Origin of the sequence: Pseudomonas sp. D4-21 (assembly GCF_051132125.1) — a bacterium.
In the GTDB taxonomy this organism is placed as follows: domain Bacteria; phylum Pseudomonadota; class Gammaproteobacteria; order Pseudomonadales; family Pseudomonadaceae; genus Aquipseudomonas.
This window is the reverse complement of the sequence record NZ_CP071664.1, coordinates 2908767-2925860: the sequence shown is the minus strand read 5'-3', so window position 1 is coordinate 2925860 and position 17094 is coordinate 2908767. Positions and strand designations below refer to the sequence as shown.

The following is a 17094-nucleotide window of genomic DNA, read 5'->3' as shown; positions in this document are numbered from 1 at the left end:
CTCGCTTTTTTGGCGAGGCAATGAGTAGCTAAAAATAACCCGCCTCTGTGGTGAGGGAGCAAGCACCCCCGCTACAGAGGCTGTTCTAGCCAGCCCCAGCTAGTAAACCCGCGAACGCCGCAACTGCTCGATCGTTTCAATCAACTCGTCATAGGACACCGGCTTGCCGATGTGCTGGTCGAAGCCCGATTGTTGTGATTTATGCAGGTCGATGGACGCACCGTAGCCCGTCAGGGCGATGGCCGGGATGTGTTTGATGTGAGGCAGCTCGCGCAGCGCCTGCATCAATTCATGGCCATTCATCACCGGCATGCCCAGATCGGAGATCACCACGTCGAAACGGGCGTCCTTGGCGGCCTGCAAGGCTTGCAGCGGCTGGTCGAAAGCGACCACGTTGGCGTCTTCCATTTCCAGCAGCAACTTGAGGGTATCGAGCACGTCCGGGGAGTCGTCCACCAGCAACACCGTCAGGCCGCTCAGGCGTCCCGACTGTTCCTCGCAAGCCTGCGGTTTGGGCACGATCGCGGCATTGCTCAGGGGCAGGCGAATCGTGAAGGTGCAACCTTTCCCCAGCCCCTCGGACTTGACCTCGACGCTGCCGCCGTGGGCTTCGGTCAATTGCCGGACCAGTGACAGGCCGATCCCCAGGCCTTCGCGCTGGTGTGTCGCGTGTTGGGTCTCGGCCTGGCCGAACAGGTCGAACACTTCGCTCAGGTGCTCCGCCGCGATACCCACGCCGGAATCCTTTACGTCCAGGCGCGCCATATGGTCGTCGTGGCTGGCGACCAGTTGCACGCGGCCGCCGCTAGGGGTGAATTTCAGCGCGTTGTTCACCAGGTTCCAGATGATCTGTTCCAGCCGGGTCGGGTCGGCATTGACGATCAGTTCTCCATTGGAACCCTCGGGCAGGTCCAGAGTGACCTTGTTGGGATGATTGTCGTTGATCACCACGGTGTAGATGTCTTGTAGCACCCGCGCCAGATCGACGGCTTGGCGCTTGAGCTTGAGCTTGCCGGTGCGGACACGGGCCACGTCCAGCAGATCGTCAATAATGCGTGCCTGGCTGTTGACCGCATCGCAAATGGTATTGACGGCCCGGGCCGCGGTGGTGGCGGCCTTGGTCACCGGCAGGCGGCGAAGCAATTCGGCGTTTAGCTGGATCAGGTTCAGCGGGTGCTTGAGCTCGTGGGACATGACGGCGAAGAACTCATCCTTCAAATGGCTGGAGTTCTGGGTTTCCAGGAGCCGCTGGGTCTGTTCCTCGTGCAGGCGCTTGTGGCCGGTGAGGTCACGGGCAATCTTCACGTAACCCTGCAGACATTCGCCGCTGAGCAGTGTGACTTCGCCGCTGCAGAAGAAGCGGCTGCCATCCTTGCGCTGGTGCCAGCGCTCGTCTTCGCAACGGCCTTTGGTTCGAGCGGTGCTCAATTCTGTTTCGGGTACGCCAGTGGCGCGGTCCTCGGGCGTGAACACGAAGTCGTAGTAACTGCCTTCGGCTTCGCTCTTGGTATGCCCGAAGATCAGCTCCGCCCCGGTGTTCCAGCTGGTGATCACGCCGTGCTCGTCCAACAGGATAATCGCGTAGTCGCGGGTGCTTTCAGCCACAAGGCGCATGCGTTCCTCGCCCAAGCGCAGCTCTTCTTCGGCCGCGCGACGCTTGGTGATATCGATGAAGGTCAGCACCGTGCCGTCGATATGATCTTCGCTGGAGCGGTATGGCAGCAGCCGGGCAATGTACCAGCGAGCGTCGCTGCTAGTGACTTCGCGCTCGATCATGTTCAGGGATTCGAATACCTGGGTGGCGTCCGCCGCCATGTCCGGGTAGTCCAGCCGATGGGTGATGTCCAGCAACGAACGGCCGGTGTCCACCGGCAGCATGCTGAAAATCTCCGTGGCCCGAGGCGTGAACCACTTGATGCGCATGCTGCGGTCGACGAATACCGTGGCAATATCGGTGGAGGCGATCAGGTTGGTGAGGTAGTCGTTGATCTTGTCGGTTTCCTCCACCTTGGTCTTGAGCTCGTAGTTGACCGTCAGCAGTTCCTCATTGATCGATTGCAGCTCTTCCTTGCTGGTCTCCAGCTCCTCGGTGGCTGATCGCAACTCCTCGTTGATGGCCTGCATTTCTTCATTGGAAGCCTTGAGCTCTTCGCTGGAGACTTCTGCCTGCTCGATGGTGTCCTGCAGGTGCGACTTGGTGCGTTGGAGTTCGCGTTCCAGGTTGGCAAGCACCTGGTTTTCGGTCTGGCTGGTAATGGCGGCAACCTGCTGGACGGGGTCGATTTCTTCCTCTTCGAAGACGACGAGCACAAAGTCGCCATCGGACTGTTCGTCGCGATAGGGCTGGACCAGGAGGTCCACCAGGAAACGCCGTCCGTCGCGTTCCATGTTGACTTGGCGTGACTTGACCGGTTGGCCGTTCTGGTTGACCTGAAACAACGCCGTGCGGATTTCCAGGCGCAGTTGCGGATTGATCAGCGTCAGCAGGTTGCGCGACATTTCGCCGCCGACATGGCGCAGGTAGCGGCCGGCACTTTCGATCATGTGCAGGATGTCGCCATTGTTGTCGACAATCATGCTGGGCGGCGCGGCACGCTCGATGGCGCGCAGGTGGATATCGGCGAACGAGACTTTGCGTGGCACCGCGACCTGGGGCGGGACCAACGCCGAGGTACTGCGCACATAACCGCCACGGGGCATGGTCGGTGTGCGGCGGCTGCTGGCGGTGCCGTACTTGGCGCGGAAGATCCGGTTGCGCTTGTCCACCGGGCTGAACAATTCGCTGCAGGCGTCGGCCGATTCCGAAGAGCCGAGGAACAGATAGCCGCCCGGCCGCAGGGCAAAGTGGAACATTTGCAGGATTTCACGCTGCACCTCGCGGTCGAGGTAGATCAGCAGGTTGCGGCACACGATCAGGTCGATCTGCGAGAACGGCGGGTCCGAGAGTAGGCTGTGCTTGGCGAACAGCACCCGTTCGCGGACTTCCTTGCGCACACGGAATGTCGAGTTTTCCTTGACGAAGTACTGGCGCAGGCGGGTGGGCGGCACGTCGGTGATGATCGCTTCGGGGTAGCCCCCGCTGCGGCCCACGGTTATTGCCCGCTCATCGATGTCGGTGGCGAATATCTGCAGCTTGGCGTTGCTGGCGTCGTGTTGCAGTTGATCGCTGATCAACATCGCCAGGGTGTAGGCTTCCTCGCCGGTCGAGCAGCCGGCCGACCAGACCCTGATTTCCTCCGGCGGGACGCTGCCCGGTTCCACCGGCTTGAGCAGGTTGGGCAGTACGTCGCGCTCCAGGGCTTCGAAGGCCTCACGGTCCCGGAAGAAGTTGGTCACACCGATCAGCAGGTCACCGAGCAGGGCCTTGGTTTCCTCCGGATGATTCTGCAGATAGCTGTAGTAGGCGTTGAGGTCCGGTTGGGCGGTGACTTGCATGCGTCGTTCGATACGCCGCAGCACGGTGGCCCGTTTGTAATGCTTGAAGTCATGGCCGGTGCCTGCCCGCAGCTGCACCAGGATGTCGTGCAGCGATTGCTCGGCGGCAACGGCTTCTCGCTCGGATGTCGGCGGCTGGGCATGTATCTCAGGGTCGTTGGCGGTCGGCAGGCGGATGGCCTGGGAGTTTTGCCACAGCTCCAGGAGTTTTTGCGGCATTTCCGCCACCGGTAGCACCAGATCGACCATCTGGGTGTCGATGGCCGCCTGTGGCATGCCATCGAATTCGGCGTCCTGGGGCGACTGAGCGAGGGTCACCCCCCCTTGCTCCTTGATTCTTGACAGACCCACGGCACCGTCGGAACCGGTGCCCGACAGCACCAGGCAAAACGCGCGGTCCTTGTGCACATCGGCCAGGTCACGGAAAAACAGGTCGATCGCCACGTGCCCACCCTGGCGCGGTTCGGCCGGGGTAACCTTCAGATACCCGTCGTTCATCGATAAATGATGGGCCGGGGAAATCACATAGACATGGTTCTTCTCGATCGGCACCGCCTCGGTCACCTGCAATACAGGCATCTTGGTGGATTCCTGGATGATCTTGTCGGCGATGCTCTGATGATCCGGCGCCAAGTGAAGTACGATCACGAACGCCATGCCGTTGTCCTTGGGCATGTGCTCGAAAAACTGCTTGATGGCCTGCAACCCACCCGCCGAGGCGCCGATGCCCACGACGGCGAAATCCAGGTGACTGGGGCTCAGCTCCTTTCGTTGTGGAACGTTGGGAGAGCGTTTGCTTGGAGATGACATATTAGGTTAGGCCTTAAAGGGCGGCGGGGCGGTCCAGCGCTGCCGACTCGATTTCAGGATGCAAAGCCGCAGGATAGTCGTGTTACACGAACATTGCGAAATTGACGCTTCGCAACACCGCCGCCACCGTTATTGTGTACCTCAAAACCCGTTCAGCCTACCGGAACCCGCAAATACTCCGGCTGCAAATAGTTGAACCACAGCAGGATCATCTCCACCAGAATCGTGACCAGCACCAGCAGGCCGACGCCCCAGACACTGGCCGAATACAGTAGGCCCTGTTCCTTCTTCAAACCCATGAACTTAGGCAGGCCGACGAACAGCAGGAAAGTCGAGTACACCGAAGCCGCCAGCAGGACGGCCACTGCCAGCCATCGGCTGGGGTACACGCCGAATATTCCGGCCAGGAAGTAGGGGGTCGCGGTGTAGGCAGCGAAACCGATGCATTGGTTGACGGTTGGCCGGGCCTCGAAGGTGCGCGACATCCAGCGGATGAACAGCCCCATCAACGTTACGCCGACAACGATGGTCACATACAGCAAGACGCACAGCTGCAGCGCACTGGCGTGGCTGAGTCGCACGGTTTCGTTTTCGGCCAGACTCCAACCGGTCCAAGTGGTACCGACGAACAGGGCTACCGCCGGAATCAGTGCGAGCAACAGAAGATGCGCCAGGTAATGGTGGGGATGGGCCTGTTCCTGCTCGCGAATGTCCCCCCAGGCGAATTCCGGATGGGTGAACAGTTTGACGAAAAGCACGGACATAACGACCTCCTGATCAAGACAGCCTCTGCATGAGGCTCATACCGTTATGAGGTACAGGAATGACCAGGGGTTTCATTTATTTGACCGCTTGGCGCGACGGCGCGATAAAGGGAATGATTCGAGGCGGCGGGGGTCAACCCATCAGCATCCATGAAGGACTGTATGCCATGACTGTTGCCCATTCCCTGATCGAGTACATGCGTGAACATGAGTTGCGCCTGACCACTGCCGAGTCCTGCACCGCAGGGCTTATCGTCACGCTGTTGGCCGAAGTGCCGGGCAGCGGTTCGCTGATCGAAAGCGGTTACGTGGTGTATTCCCCCGAAGCCAAGCAGCGGCTGCTGGGTGTCAAGCCGCGGACCATCGATACCTTCAACCTGACCAGCCGCGAAGTCGCCGAGGAAATGGCTTTTGGCGCATTGCGCGACGCCAACGCCAACGTGGCGGTGGCCACCACCGGCCTGCTCGGGCCCGACGACAAGGACGGTATTCCCGCCGGCACGGTGTGTTTTGCCTGGGCGTTCGAATTGAACGGGCAGCGCGCGCTGTTCAGCCGCCGAGAGCGTTTTTTCGGCGATCGGCGCCAGGTGCAACGGTTATCCAGTGAATACGCCTTGCAGCAATTGCCCAGCTATCACCGGCGCGCCATGGCGGGTGAACGTCGATAGGAGGACCCCATGACCGACCAATGCGAACAGGACGATCATCGCAGTCGCCAGTACCCGGTATGCGAGGACATGGCGTTCCAGCACAAGGTCTGGCGTTTCGAACGGGTGGGTTGGTATGCGTTGGTGCTGCTGGTCTTGTTGACGTTGCTCGGGCTGTTTTCCCATGGGCCACTGAGCAATAGCGAGATTCACAGTGCTGACGGCAGCATCGGGGTCGAATACGAGAGGTTCCATCGCAACGGCTCGACCAATCCGGTGATCGTGCGCTTGAAGGGAGCACCCAATGCAGTGCTGGAAATCGAGCTCGGGGGCGACTGGCTGGAGGGATTCGACGTGCAAAGCGTGCAACCTACGCCCATGCGCTCGGCCGCCGCGGGTCCGGGCATGAAGCTCTGGCTCCAGGCGGATGGTCAGGGGCAGGCGAACCTGCACCTGTCATTGCTCAGCGAAGGCCTCGGCACGTACCAGAGCCGCATCGCAACGCCCAACGGCGCCGTGGTCACGTTCAGTCAATTCATCTTTCCTTAGGTGACATATGGATTCGGTACTGCGAGCCGCCGCGATGTATGCGGTGCTGATGGTGTTGTTCAAGATCGCCGGGCGTCGTTCGTTGGCGGAAATCACCACGTTCGATTTCGTGCTCTTGATGATCATTGGCGAGGCGACCCAGCAAGCGCTGCTGGGGGATGACTTTTCGATGACCAACTCGTTCATGGTCATCGTCACGCTGATCGCCATTGATGTCGGATTTTCGTTGCTCAAGCTGCGCTCCGACTGGGTGTCCCGGCTCATCGATGGCGGCCCGACCATCATCGTCGAGGACGGGCGCATCCTCCAGGGCCGTATGCGCCACGCACGGCTGGTTGAGGCGGACATCATGGAAGCGGCACGCTCGAGCCAGGGCATCGAGACCCTGGACCAGATCAAATTCGCGATCATCGAGCGCAATGGGAAGATTTCGGTGATTGCCAAGGAGTGATCAGAAGGGCGCTTTCCGTGGCGAGGGAGCAAGCTCCCTCGCCACGGAATATGTGCCTGCGCTTACAGGATCGGCTTGCCCCCCGTCACCGCATACCGCGAGCCGGAGATGTAGCTGGACTCATCCGACGCCAGCAGCACGAAGATCGGCGCCACTTCCACCGGTTGGCCGGGGCGGCCCAGCGGCGTCTGGGAACCGAAATTCTGCACTTCTTCCTCGGGCATGGTGGCGACGATCAGCGGCGTCCAGATCGGCCCCGGCGCAACACTGTTCACGCGAATACCCTTGGGCCCGAGCATCTGGGCCAGACCGCCGGTAAAGTTGGCAATGGCGCCCTTGGTCGTAGCATAGGCCAGCAGCGTCGGCTTGGGCATGTCGGAGTTGACCGATGTGGTGTTGATGATCGAGCCTCCGGCCTTCATGTGCGGCACCGCGGCCTGGCAGATCCTGAACATCGCCGTGATGTTGATATCGAACGTGCGCACCCATTCTTCATCGGGAATTTCTTCGAGGGTTTCATGGGTCATCTGGAACGCGGCGTTGTTGACCAGGACATCGATACGCCCGAAGCGCGCCACGGTTTCATCGACAACCTTGCGACACTGGGCCTTGTCGGCAAGATCGCCCGGCAGCAACAGGCACTGGCGACCGGCCTGTTCAACCCAGCGCGCGGTTTCCTTGGCATCTTCGTGTTCGTTCAGGTAGGAAATGGCCACGTCCGCGCCTTCACGGGCGAAGGCAATCGCCACGGCGCGCCCGATGCCGCTGTCGGCGCCGGTGATCAGGGCGATCTTGTTCGCCAGGCGTCCTGAACCTTTGTAACTCTGTTCGCCGCAGTCTGGATAAGGGTCCATTTTCTGCTGGCTGCCAGGTACGGGTTGGTTTTGCTTAGGGAAGGGTGGGGTTGGGTAATCGGCCATTTTCGTTCTCCATTTCCAGTGGTTGCGATGGAGGGTGGACCCTGGGGTTTTGGCCGGAGTTCGGTCGAATTTTCCTGTCGGTCGATAAGCGTGACCACGAGCGTTTCATCGACCGATCACCGATTAAGGTGAACGTGGGCGAAGCCGCCTTTTCCAATCGAATAAGGTCTCAGAAGGAGAAGGGCATGTTCAGTCATATACAGATCGGCGCGCGCGACCTACCGAAGATGGTCGCGTTTTATGATGCGGTCCTGGGCTGCCTTGGCCTGGTGCGCATGGACAGCGAGGACGACTCTGGCCCACCCGGCGAGGGCTGGCATCAGCCCGGCAGGCATTGGCCGCAGGTGTTCGTCCAGGTGCCCATCAACGGGCTGCCGGCGACCTGGGGCAATGGGATGCAGGTCAGCTTTGCCGCTGAATCACAGCAAGCCGTACGCGAAGCCTGGAAGATGGCGATGGACATGGGAGGTTTCGACGAAGGCGAGCCGGGCCCGAGGCCCCAATATTCGAAGGATTACTTCGGCGCCTATTGCCGGGATCCGGAGGGGAACAAGCTGTGTTTTGTGCATACGCCGGATATGCATGACTGACTTCGGCATGGCCGGTGGTGGAGGCTTTTGTGGCGAGGGAGCTTGCTCCCGCTCGGTCGGTCCGACGCTTCGGGCGCAGCGACCGCAAGGTTTTGGGGCCGCTCGCAGCCCAGCGGGAGCAAGCTCCCTCGCCACAGGGGATCCGGTCAGGTTCGGGATTTCAGGCTACGCTCCATCCGCGCAATCCCTTCCTCCAGCAACGCCCGTGGGCAGCCGAAGTTCAGCCGCACGAACTGCCCCGCGTCGTCGCCGAAATCCAGCCCGGCGCTCAGGCCGACCTTGGCTTGCTTCAGGAAAAAGCCCTGTGGGTCGTCCAACCCCAATCCGGAGCAATCCAGCCACGCCAGGTACGTTCCCTGCGGCACGGTCATGGTGATGCCCGGCAAGCGGGTCTTCACCGCCTCGACCAGGTAATCACGATTGGCCTGCAAATACTGCTTCAAGGCCTCCAGCCACGGTCCCGCTTCGCTGTACGCGGCGCGGGTGGCCTCCAGGCCAAGGGCGTTCACACTGTCGACCATGCCGGCCCTGGCGCCGTTGACCCGCTCGCGCAGCTTGGCGTTCTGGATAATGGCGAAGGAGGTTTTCAGCCCCGCGATGTTATAGGCCTTGCTGGCGGACATCAGGGTGATGGTGCGTTCGGCAATGTCCGCGCCCAGGCTGGCGGTGGGGATGTGCACGCGGCCATCGAAGCATAGCTCGGCATGGATTTCGTCGGAGATGATCCAGGCGTCCTGCTCGACACAAATATCCGCCACCGCCTTGAGTTCGTCGCGACCGAATACCTTGCCCAGTGGGTTATGAGGGTTGCTCAGCAACAGTGCACCGCCGCCTTGAAGGGCATCCCGTAGTTCGGCCTGCGGTGTGCGGAACTCGCCATCGACCGTGTCGAATGCCAATTCCACCTTGTTCAGGTTCCAGTTCCCAGGCGCGTTGCGTAGCGGTGGATAGTTGGGCACCTGCACCACGACGTTCTGCTGCGGTTCCACCAGCGCATGCAGTGCCATGTTGAAACCCGGCTCGACCCCAGGCAGGAATAGGATTTGCTGGGGCTCGACGCGCCAGGCGTATTTGCTCCAGAGATCGGCGACGATGGCCGCGCGCAGATTGTCCTGGGCAACGCTGTAGCCGAGCATCGGGTGCTCCAGGCGTTTGCGCAGCGCATCGACGACGACCGGTGGCGCGGCGAAATCCATATCGGCCACCCACATTGGCAATACATCCGCCGGGTAGCGGCTCCACTTGGTACTACCGGTGCCGTGGCGCTCGAACACCAGGTCGAAATCGAAAGTCATGGTCGTTCCATCAGGTCAGGGAATGGGGATGGCGCCATGATAAAGCGTGAACGGCATGATTGTATCGCTGTGTATCCAGACCCTTTGCCGATACGCACTGATTCCTTTGGGCCTGTCGATGACACATCCCAGATACCTCGCCGGCGTCAAATGAGCCCATCGAGACAGCACAAGCCGTCTCAGCTACTCACTCAAACGTCGGAGACATCGCCATGAACGTCAAGAATCTCAGCATTGCTTCACTGTTCGCCGTCCTCAGCCTCGGCGCTCTGGCAGCCAACGCCCAGGACGCCGTCAAGCCGCATACCTATATGTACGGTGATCACCTGGACATCGCCCAGGTGCTGTCGGTCAAGCAAGGGATGGGCTCAGGCTGCGGCGTCGTCGAGTCGCGAATGACCTACCTGGATTCCACCGGGGCGATCCAGGCGCTGGACTACAGCGCGATCGAGCAGGATTGCGGTCAGGGCAATTGAAGAAACGGTTGTCCCATGTGGCTGTGGCGAGGGGATAAAACCCCTCGCCAAGGTTTGGCGTTCGCTCCCAATCAAGCCAGGCTGAACGGCAACTGCCGCAGGGGTTTGCCCGTCAGGCTGGCAATGGCATTGGCAAACGCCGGGGCCAAGGCGGGCAGGCCGGGTTCGCCCATGCCGGTCGGTGGCTCAGCGCTCGGGACGATGTGGACGGCAATTTGCGGCATGTCGGTGATACGCGGCACGCTGAAGTCGGCAAAGTTGCTTTGTTGCACGACACCATCCTTCAACGTCACGGCGCCACCAGGCAGGCACATCGACAGGCCCATCAGCGCAGCGCCTTGGACCTGGGCTTCGATGCTGCGTGGGTTGACCGCCAGATTGCAGTGCACGCCCGCCGTGACGTTATGGAGCACGGGACGGCCATCCTGCACCGAGGCTTCGACCACGTAGGCCACCACCGAGCTGAACGACTCGTGCACCGCCACGCCCCAGGCTTGACCGGCGGGTAACTGGCGCTTGCCGTATCCGCTGCGGTCGACCGCCAACTGTAGCGCGTCGCGATGACGCGGGTTCTGGTCGCCAAACAGCTTCATGCGGTACGCCACCGGATCCTGCTTGGTCGTGCGGGCGATGTCGTCGAGCAGCGTCTCCATTACGAAGGCGGTGTGGGTCGAGCCGACGCTGCGCCACCACAGTACGGGCACATTGAGCTTGGGATGATGCACCGTCAATCGCATCGGCAGCGGATACGGATCGCGCAGGCCTTCGGTGGCGGTGGGGTCGATGCCGTTTTTCATCTGCCCGGCGAACAAGGTGCCGGTCAAGATGGATTGCCCCACCAGCGCGTGGTCCCAGGCCAACACCTTGCCGCTGTCGTCGAAGCCGATCCGCGCGCGGTGAAGGTGCATGGGGCGGTAGTAGCCGCCCTTGATGTCGTCTTCACGGCTCCAAAGGGTGCGGATGGGGGCATCGAGCCCGGCGGCGCGGGCCGCCTCGGCCACTTCGCAAGCCTGTACGACGAAATCATTGGTGGGCACGCCGCGCCGGCCGAAGCCACCGCCCGCCGTCTGCACATTCACCTGGACCTGCTCAGGCTTGAGATTGAGCACCTTGGCCGCTGCCGCGCCGTCGCCGCCGGGAAACTGCGTACCCACCCACAACTGCGCACGGCCCTCGGACAGCTGGACGGTGCAGTTCAGCGGCTCCATGGGCGCATGGGCCAGATAAGGAAATACGAACTCGGCTTCCAGTTGATGGGGCGCCGACGCCAGGGGCTTCATGTCGGCATCGAAGTGGAGCGGTCCGGATTGGCCGGCCAGTTCGCGGTACTGGGCCAGTTGTTTTTCCGTGTCGACTTTTTCGACCTTGGCTACGTCCCATTCGACCTTCAGCGCATCACGCGCCAGCTTGGCCTGCCAGTAGCCGTCGGCGATCACCGCGACGCCTTCGGCACCGCCGTCCAACGGCACGCGCAGCACGGCTTTTACACCTTTGGTCGCGCGTGCGGCGCTGTCGTCCAGGGAGGCGATGCGGGCGCCGAATACCGGTGGATGGGCGACCACGGCGGTCAGTTGCCCCGGCAGATGCACGTCGATGCCGAAATCCTGTTGGCCGCTGCTCTTGGCCTTGGCGTCGAGGCGGGTGGTGGCCTGGCCGATGAGGCGGAAGTCCTTGGGGTCCTTGAGCGTGACCTTCTCCGGCACGGGCATCGCCATGGCGGCTTCGGCCAACTCACCGTAGTTGGCCTTGCGACCGCCAGGGCCAAGCACAGCGCCGTTTTGCGTGGTCAGGCTGGAGGCGTCGACATTCCAGCGCGCCGCTGCGGCGGCCAGCAGCATCGAACGGGCCCGGGCGCCCAGTTCGCGGTATTGGGTGTAGCTGTTCTTGATCGAATTGGAGCCGCCGGTAAGGTGAATGCCAAAGGCCGGATCCATGTACGCCGCGTCGTTGCTGCCGTTGCGCGTGCGCACCAGGCTCCAGTCGGCGTCGAGCTCTTCGGCGAGGATCATCGGCAGGCCGGTCTGCACGCCCTGGCCGAACTCAAGGCGATTGATGGTCACCGTCACCTCGCCGTTAGGCGCGATCTGGACGAAGGCAGAGGGTTGCTGGGTCGGCTTGAGTGGGCCTTCGCCCGCGCCGTTAGCCTGTTCGGCCAGGGCCAGGTGAGGAAAAGCCCCCAAGGCCAGGCCGCCGATGCCGACGATCTTGAGGAAGCTGCGGCGGGGCAGGGTCGCGGGACCGTCCGCGTCATCGCGTTCGAGCAGGTGCTGCAAGGCTCGCGGAAGTTCGGTTGGAAAAATCTCGTTCAGCATGGCGCAACTCCCTGTCAGGCGAGGGCTTTGGCGGCGTCGGCCACCGCGGCGCGGATTCGTGCGTAGGTGCCGCAGCGGCAGATATTGCCGGCCATCGCCGAGTCGATCTCGGCCGGTGTCGGCTGCTTGCCCTTGGGCTGGGCCTTGAGAAACGCGGTCGCGCTCATGATCTGCCCGCTCTGGCAGTAGCCGCACTGCGCCACGTCATGCTTGACCCAGGCTTCGTGCACCGCGGTGCCTACCGGGTCGCTGCCGTCGGTGGCCGCCTCGATGGTCGTGATCTTCCTGCCGACCGCCGCGGCTATCGGCGTCACGCAGGAGCGAATGGCCTGGCCATCCAGATGAACGGTGCAGGCGCCGCACAAGGCCGCACCGCAGCCGAACTTGGTGCCGGTCATGCCCAGCGTGTCGCGCAGGGCCCAGAGAATAGGGGTGCCAGGGTCTACGTCAACCGTGTGCTCACGGCCATTGATATTGAGGGCGCTCATAGTCGGACCAGCTCCAGATGGTTGGGCACCGATTACTATAGAAAGCATCGGGCGCGATAGCTTGCACGATCCGGTCCGATTATTGCCCAATCTTGCAAATCACCCAGCCGTTCGTTTGAAACGACCACGCCAAGATGTGGGCACGGCATACCCGCGTATGATATCGGGCGCGCCATACCGCGATGCACACTCGTCCTCCAGGTGATCCGTTGTTCTGCCAATGGATACGGATTCGCCTCATCCAGCACAGGAGAGCGATCATGACGATGCATCTGCAAGACACGCCGCAAAAAACCATCCAGGGAGTATCCGCGACCGAGGAACTGGTTCCGTCGCGCTACGCACTCAAGGTCGGCGACATCGATGTACTGGTGGTGAGCGACGGCGTGCTGCCGCTGCCGACCTCGACCATGTCCACCAATGCCGACCCCGCCGCACGTGCTGCCTGGTTCAAGGACATGTTCCTTGGCCCGGACGCGTTCGATTGGGCGTTGAACGTGCTGGTGGTGCGCAGCGGCGAGCAAACCCTGCTGGTCGACGCGGGGCTGGGCGGGCAGTTCCCCGGCTTCCCACGTGCAGGGCTGTTTCCAAAGCGGCTGGAGGCGGCCGGCATCGAGCTTTCCTCCATTACCGACGTGGTCATCACCCACATGCATATGGATCACATAGGCGGCCTGCTCGTCGACGAGGTACGGACCCGCCTGAGCCCGGACGTGCGGATCCATGTTTGCCAAACCGAGGTCGATTTCTGGGCGGAGCCTGACTTCTCCCGCACCGTCATGCCCGCGCCGATACCGGACGTGCTGCACACGACCGCGCGGCAGTTCATGGAGGCATACCACGACAAACTGCACACCTTCGAGCAGGAGCATGAAGTGGCGCCGGGTGTCGTGGTCAAACGCACCGGCGGGCATACCCCGGGGCACAGTGTGGTGCATGTGACGTCTGGCCGCGAAAAGCTCACGTTTGCCGGCGACGCCTTGTTCCCGGTGGCTTTCGACCATCCCGATTGGCAAAACGGCTTCGAGCATGACCCTGAAGAAGCGGTGCGCGTTCGCGTACGGTTGATGCAAGAGGCCGCGGCAAGCGGGGAGCTGTTCGTGGCGACCCACCTTTCGTTTCCTTCCGTGGGCCGTGTGGCGGTGGATGGCGACGCGTTTCGTTGGGTGGCGGGGTCCTGGGATTATTGAGTGCTGGCTGGGCTTGGATGTCAGTTCGGGCCCAGCGTAACGAACCAAGTCGCGACGTTGTCACTTCGAACTCAGTTGCACCGGCGTCGTCTCGATCAGCCCTCGCGAGCGGATCATCGACTTGGTTTGCTCGACGTAAAGCTTGAAATGTCGATCTCAAGTTGCGCGATACGGACCACGACCGTGGAAGGGAAGCTTTGCGCCGATGCCCAGCCACCAGCAAAGAGACCCGGTACTAACGCGCATGCGAAAAACAGGCGATGGATTTTCATGAACTCTCCTGACTGCTATTTATACTCGGTGAATCGGTGACAGGCGGGGACAAACAAAACGCCAATCCCGGTTCCGCCCTGTGCGCAACCAGTGTCCACCCGTGTGCGCGAGCGATCTCCTGGCAGATGGTCAGCCCCAGTCCCGCGCCGTGATCGCGCCGATGGGCGCCGCGCCAGAAACGAGTGAATATGTAGGGCAGTTGCGCTTGCTCCACGCCGGGGCCCCAGTCGCGCACGGTTAACTTGTCGGCGGTACATTGCACCCGCACCTGCGTGCCTTCAGGCGCGTGCTGGATGGCGTTTTCCAGCAGGTTTTTCAGCAGCGTGAACAGGGCGCTGCGGTCGGCCTGCCAAGGCGTTTGCGTGGCCGTATGCCCTGTCAGGACGATGCCGACCCGCGCGGCGTCGGCCATGCGTTGCAGGTAGTCTGCGGCTTGCTGCACCACTTCCCCGACGTTCACGGCGGCAAAGCTGTAGTTGTGGGCCTCGCTGGTCTCGGCCAGCAGCAGTAATTGTTGAACCTGGCGTGTCATGTGCTCGACGTCATTGAGCAGCGAGTCGCGGGTCTTGTCTGGAGCCATCAATTCGATTTGCGCGCGGATCAGCGCCAGTGGCGTCTTCAGTTCATGGGCCGCGGTCGCGAGGAACTCCTGCTGCACACGGTATCCCTGTTCCAGGCGTTCAAGGGCGCTGTTGAAGCTGCTGACCAGTGGCGCGACTTCCGACGGCACGGTTTTGCTGTCCAGGCGTGAATGCAAGGATCGAGGGGAAATGGCCGCCGCTGATTCCGAGACTTCGCGCAGTGGCTTGAGCGCATACCCCAGCGTGAAATAGGCGCAAGCGCCGAAGACAAAAAGCAGCACCAGGCTGAACAGGACGATACCGGCCCCCATGAAAGGCCAGGCGAAACCCTGATGAAGCAGTTCCATCAGTCGTTCGCTGACGGCGAATTGCAGATACCAGATCGTGCCGTCGCGCTCCACCGGGGCGGTGGCGGCGTACATCAGCATGCCCTCACGCTCGAACTTGAAGCGCCCTTGGTCCGAAGGCGGTGATTTGGCGACCGGCGACCAGAATGCCTCGTCGGTGGAGGCCAGGACGACGTTTGCCTGCGAGTCCAGCACGCGATAGCCGATTTCCACCCCCAGGCTCTTGAAGGTCCAGACGCGATCACCTTCGCTGTCATCGAAGCCGGTAGGATGGCCCGCCGCGTCGAACATCAGCTTGCCGGCGAGTTCATGGGTGCGTTCGGCGACGTCGGTGGTCAGGAGGATATCGCTCCTGGACGTAATGAGCGCGACAGCGCCCAGCGCAATCAGCAAGATACTCAAGCCCACGCCGGCGACGTAGGCGAGCAGGACCTTGAAACTGATGCTATTGCGCCAGGTCGTCTTGACGAAGGGCATAGCCCAGGCCTCTCAAGTTGACTATCCGTTGGTGGGAGCCGATCGCCAAAAGCTTGCGGCGAATACGATGCAAGGCCACGTCGAGGGCGTTTGGCGTCACGGCTTCGCTCAAGCCCCACGCAGCCGCCTCGATGGCGCTGCGACGGACGATTTCACCGGGCTTGCGCAGTAACAACAACATGATCTGCATTTCCGCCGGCGCCAGTGGAACGCTGCCTTTGACGCTGCACATGACCCCTGCGTCGGGTTGCACGCTGAGGTCGCCGTGTGACGGCGCCAAGGGGCGGCGCTCCACGGGGCGGCGCAACAAGGCCCGCACGCGTGCGACCATTTCGTCCATGGCGAATGGCTTGGGCAGGTAGTCATCGGCCCCGGCGTCCAGGCCTTCGATCCGGTCATGCAGCGCGTCGCGGGCCGTCAGCACCAGGCAGGGCACGCCCAACCCGGCGTTGCGCAAGCGTTCGAGCAGTAGCAGCCCATCGCCATCCGGCAAACCCCGGTCGAGAATCAACGCCTGGTAGGGCACCTGTTGGATGGCCGCCCATGCCGCATCGATGCGGCTGATGACGTCGACGGCGATGCCTGCGCTCGACAAACCCTTGCACACCAGTTGCGCCAGACGCTCATGGTCTTCGACCAGCAGTATGCGGCTCATCAGAAACGGTACAGGTAGCCGAACAGCGCGCTGTTTTCGGTAGATCGATCTACCAGCGGGCTGTCCTTGATTTCATCGGACAGGCTCGTGGCCTTGAGGTCCAGAAACACGGAGTGATGATCATCGAACATATAGTTTCCACGTAAGCCGATTTCGGTGTTCATGCCGGACTTGCCATCATAGGCTGCCCGATCGGCGCGAGCTTCATTTTCCCGGACGCCGAAGTAGTAGTCGACGTAGTTGTCGTCCTGCCAGATGGCGGCCAGCCGTGGCGTGAGCCTGATGTGCTCGCCGAAATTCCACGACCGTTCCAGGCCCAGGGTGAAGCGCTGGCCCTTGCTGTTGCTCGAAACGTCGCCCAACCACTCGGCGCTGACATCGGCCAGGTCGTTGCGCCACTGCACCTTGCCCCCCGCCCAAAAGCCGCCCTTGCGGTCGCTCATTCCGTCCAGGATGCGGGCGTCATCGTCATCATAGCCACTGAAATCGTACTCACCGACGAGGCTGAATTCGAGTTGCTGGGTGTCGCTGATGTCCAGGCTCGGCAATTTGATCTCGGCGGTTGGGCCAAAGACGCGCACATATTCGTTTTCAAAATAGATCAGCGGCAGGACCTCGCTGTCACGGTCGATGCCTTTGTAGGGCTGTTGGCTGCTGGCTGCACCCACGCCGAGGCCCCAAGCGGAGCCTTCAGACTCGTCGGCACTGGCCGCGATCGGTGAGCACACGCCCAGCACAAGCGCGGAGCTGGCGATGGTCAGCCGGATCGCAAGGTAAGGTTTCGATAAGGTCAAGGCGCGCATGGAAGTCTCCGGATCGGTGGGATGAATGCAT

General features: G+C 61.9%; 16 protein-coding genes. 6 read left to right on the top strand and 10 right to left on the bottom strand.

Annotated elements, in window-relative coordinates:
• Window positions 1-99: 99 nt before the first annotated feature.
• Both J3Q04_RS13100 and J3Q04_RS13095 read right to left on the bottom strand, forming a co-directional pair.
• Window positions 100-4245 (bottom strand): CheR family methyltransferase, encoded by a 4146-nt coding sequence (locus tag J3Q04_RS13100; protein ID WP_434611390.1) that lies wholly within the window; start codon window positions 4243-4245, stop codon window positions 100-102.
• Window positions 4246-4397: 152 nt separating this feature from the next.
• Window positions 4398-5009, bottom strand: coding sequence for a Yip1 family protein (locus J3Q04_RS13095; RefSeq protein ID WP_434611392.1), 612 nt, complete (start codon window positions 5007-5009; stop codon window positions 4398-4400).
• 167 nt (window positions 5010-5176) lie between these two features.
• On the opposite strand from J3Q04_RS13095, the gene J3Q04_RS13090 reads away from it, so the two are divergent.
• The 3 genes from J3Q04_RS13090 to J3Q04_RS13080 are packed head-to-tail and all read left to right on the top strand — an operon-like array spanning window position 5177 to window position 6656.
• On the top strand, window positions 5177-5677 hold the full coding sequence (locus J3Q04_RS13090) for a CinA family protein (protein ID WP_420763992.1): 501 nt from the start codon (window positions 5177-5179) through the stop codon (window positions 5675-5677).
• Window positions 5678-5686: 9 nt separating this feature from the next.
• Window positions 5687-6205, top strand: a complete 519-nt coding sequence (locus tag J3Q04_RS13085) for a hypothetical protein (RefSeq protein WP_420763991.1) — start codon at window positions 5687-5689, stop codon at window positions 6203-6205.
• A gap of 7 nt (window positions 6206-6212) precedes the next feature.
• Window positions 6213-6656 carry a DUF421 domain-containing protein gene (locus J3Q04_RS13080; RefSeq protein WP_420763990.1) on the top strand — a complete coding sequence of 148 codons (444 nt, stop codon included), beginning with the start codon at window positions 6213-6215 and terminating at the stop codon, window positions 6654-6656.
• 62 nt (window positions 6657-6718) lie between these two features.
• Here the strand turns inward: J3Q04_RS13080 and J3Q04_RS13075 are convergent, their stop codons facing one another.
• Entirely contained in the window at window positions 6719-7576 is an 858-nt protein-coding gene (locus J3Q04_RS13075; protein ID WP_420763989.1) for an SDR family oxidoreductase, read from the bottom strand.
• A gap of 185 nt (window positions 7577-7761) precedes the next feature.
• On the opposite strand from J3Q04_RS13075, the gene J3Q04_RS13070 reads away from it, so the two are divergent.
• On the top strand, window positions 7762-8166 hold the full coding sequence (locus J3Q04_RS13070) for a VOC family protein (protein WP_434564019.1): 405 nt from the start codon (window positions 7762-7764) through the stop codon (window positions 8164-8166).
• A 146-nt stretch (window positions 8167-8312) separates the two neighbouring features.
• Here the strand turns inward: J3Q04_RS13070 and J3Q04_RS13065 are convergent, their stop codons facing one another.
• Window positions 8313-9461 carry a MalY/PatB family protein gene (locus tag J3Q04_RS13065; RefSeq protein WP_434611394.1) on the bottom strand — a complete coding sequence of 383 codons (1149 nt, stop codon included), beginning with the start codon at window positions 9459-9461 and terminating at the stop codon, window positions 8313-8315.
• 212 nt (window positions 9462-9673) lie between these two features.
• On the opposite strand from J3Q04_RS13065, the gene J3Q04_RS13060 reads away from it, so the two are divergent.
• Window positions 9674-9937 carry a DUF2790 domain-containing protein gene (locus J3Q04_RS13060; RefSeq protein ID WP_434611396.1) on the top strand — a complete coding sequence of 88 codons (264 nt, stop codon included), beginning with the start codon at window positions 9674-9676 and terminating at the stop codon, window positions 9935-9937.
• Window positions 9938-10008: 71 nt separating this feature from the next.
• On the opposite strand, the gene J3Q04_RS13055 is transcribed toward J3Q04_RS13060, so the two are convergent.
• Both J3Q04_RS13055 and J3Q04_RS13050 read right to left on the bottom strand, forming a co-directional pair.
• Window positions 10009-12249, bottom strand: a complete 2241-nt coding sequence (locus tag J3Q04_RS13055) for a molybdopterin cofactor-binding domain-containing protein (protein WP_434611398.1) — start codon at window positions 12247-12249, stop codon at window positions 10009-10011.
• A gap of 14 nt (window positions 12250-12263) precedes the next feature.
• Complete coding sequence (locus J3Q04_RS13050; protein WP_420763984.1) at window positions 12264-12737, bottom strand: (2Fe-2S)-binding protein; 474 nt, start codon at window positions 12735-12737, stop codon at window positions 12264-12266.
• 260 nt (window positions 12738-12997) lie between these two features.
• Here J3Q04_RS13050 and J3Q04_RS13045 point away from each other — a divergent pair, with 260 nt between their 5' ends.
• The gene (locus J3Q04_RS13045; RefSeq protein WP_434611400.1) at window positions 12998-13927 is read left to right on the top strand and encodes an MBL fold metallo-hydrolase; all 930 of its coding nucleotides are present in this window, start codon (window positions 12998-13000) and stop codon (window positions 13925-13927) included.
• A gap of 113 nt (window positions 13928-14040) precedes the next feature.
• Here J3Q04_RS13045 and J3Q04_RS13040 read toward each other — a convergent pair whose 3' ends face one another.
• Genes J3Q04_RS13040 through J3Q04_RS13025 form a run of 4 tightly spaced genes read right to left on the bottom strand, consistent with a single transcriptional unit; the run spans window position 14041 to window position 17063 of the window.
• Window positions 14041-14199, bottom strand: coding sequence for a hypothetical protein (locus J3Q04_RS13040; protein ID WP_434611402.1), 159 nt, complete (start codon window positions 14197-14199; stop codon window positions 14041-14043).
• A complete protein-coding gene (locus J3Q04_RS13035) occupies window positions 14196-15605 on the bottom strand; it encodes a sensor histidine kinase (protein ID WP_434611404.1) in 1410 nt (469 codons plus the stop codon). Before J3Q04_RS13035 ends, J3Q04_RS13040 begins: the two co-directional genes overlap by 4 nt.
• Window positions 15574-16260: a response regulator transcription factor gene (locus J3Q04_RS13030; RefSeq protein WP_434564026.1), complete on the bottom strand. Its 687-nt coding sequence runs from the start codon at window positions 16258-16260 to the stop codon at window positions 15574-15576. The genes J3Q04_RS13035 and J3Q04_RS13030 overlap by 32 nt, the downstream gene beginning before the upstream one ends.
• On the bottom strand, window positions 16260-17063 hold the full coding sequence (locus tag J3Q04_RS13025) for a MipA/OmpV family protein (protein ID WP_434564027.1): 804 nt from the start codon (window positions 17061-17063) through the stop codon (window positions 16260-16262). The genes J3Q04_RS13030 and J3Q04_RS13025 overlap by 1 nt, the downstream gene beginning before the upstream one ends.
• Between the last annotated feature and the right edge of the window lie 31 nt (window positions 17064-17094).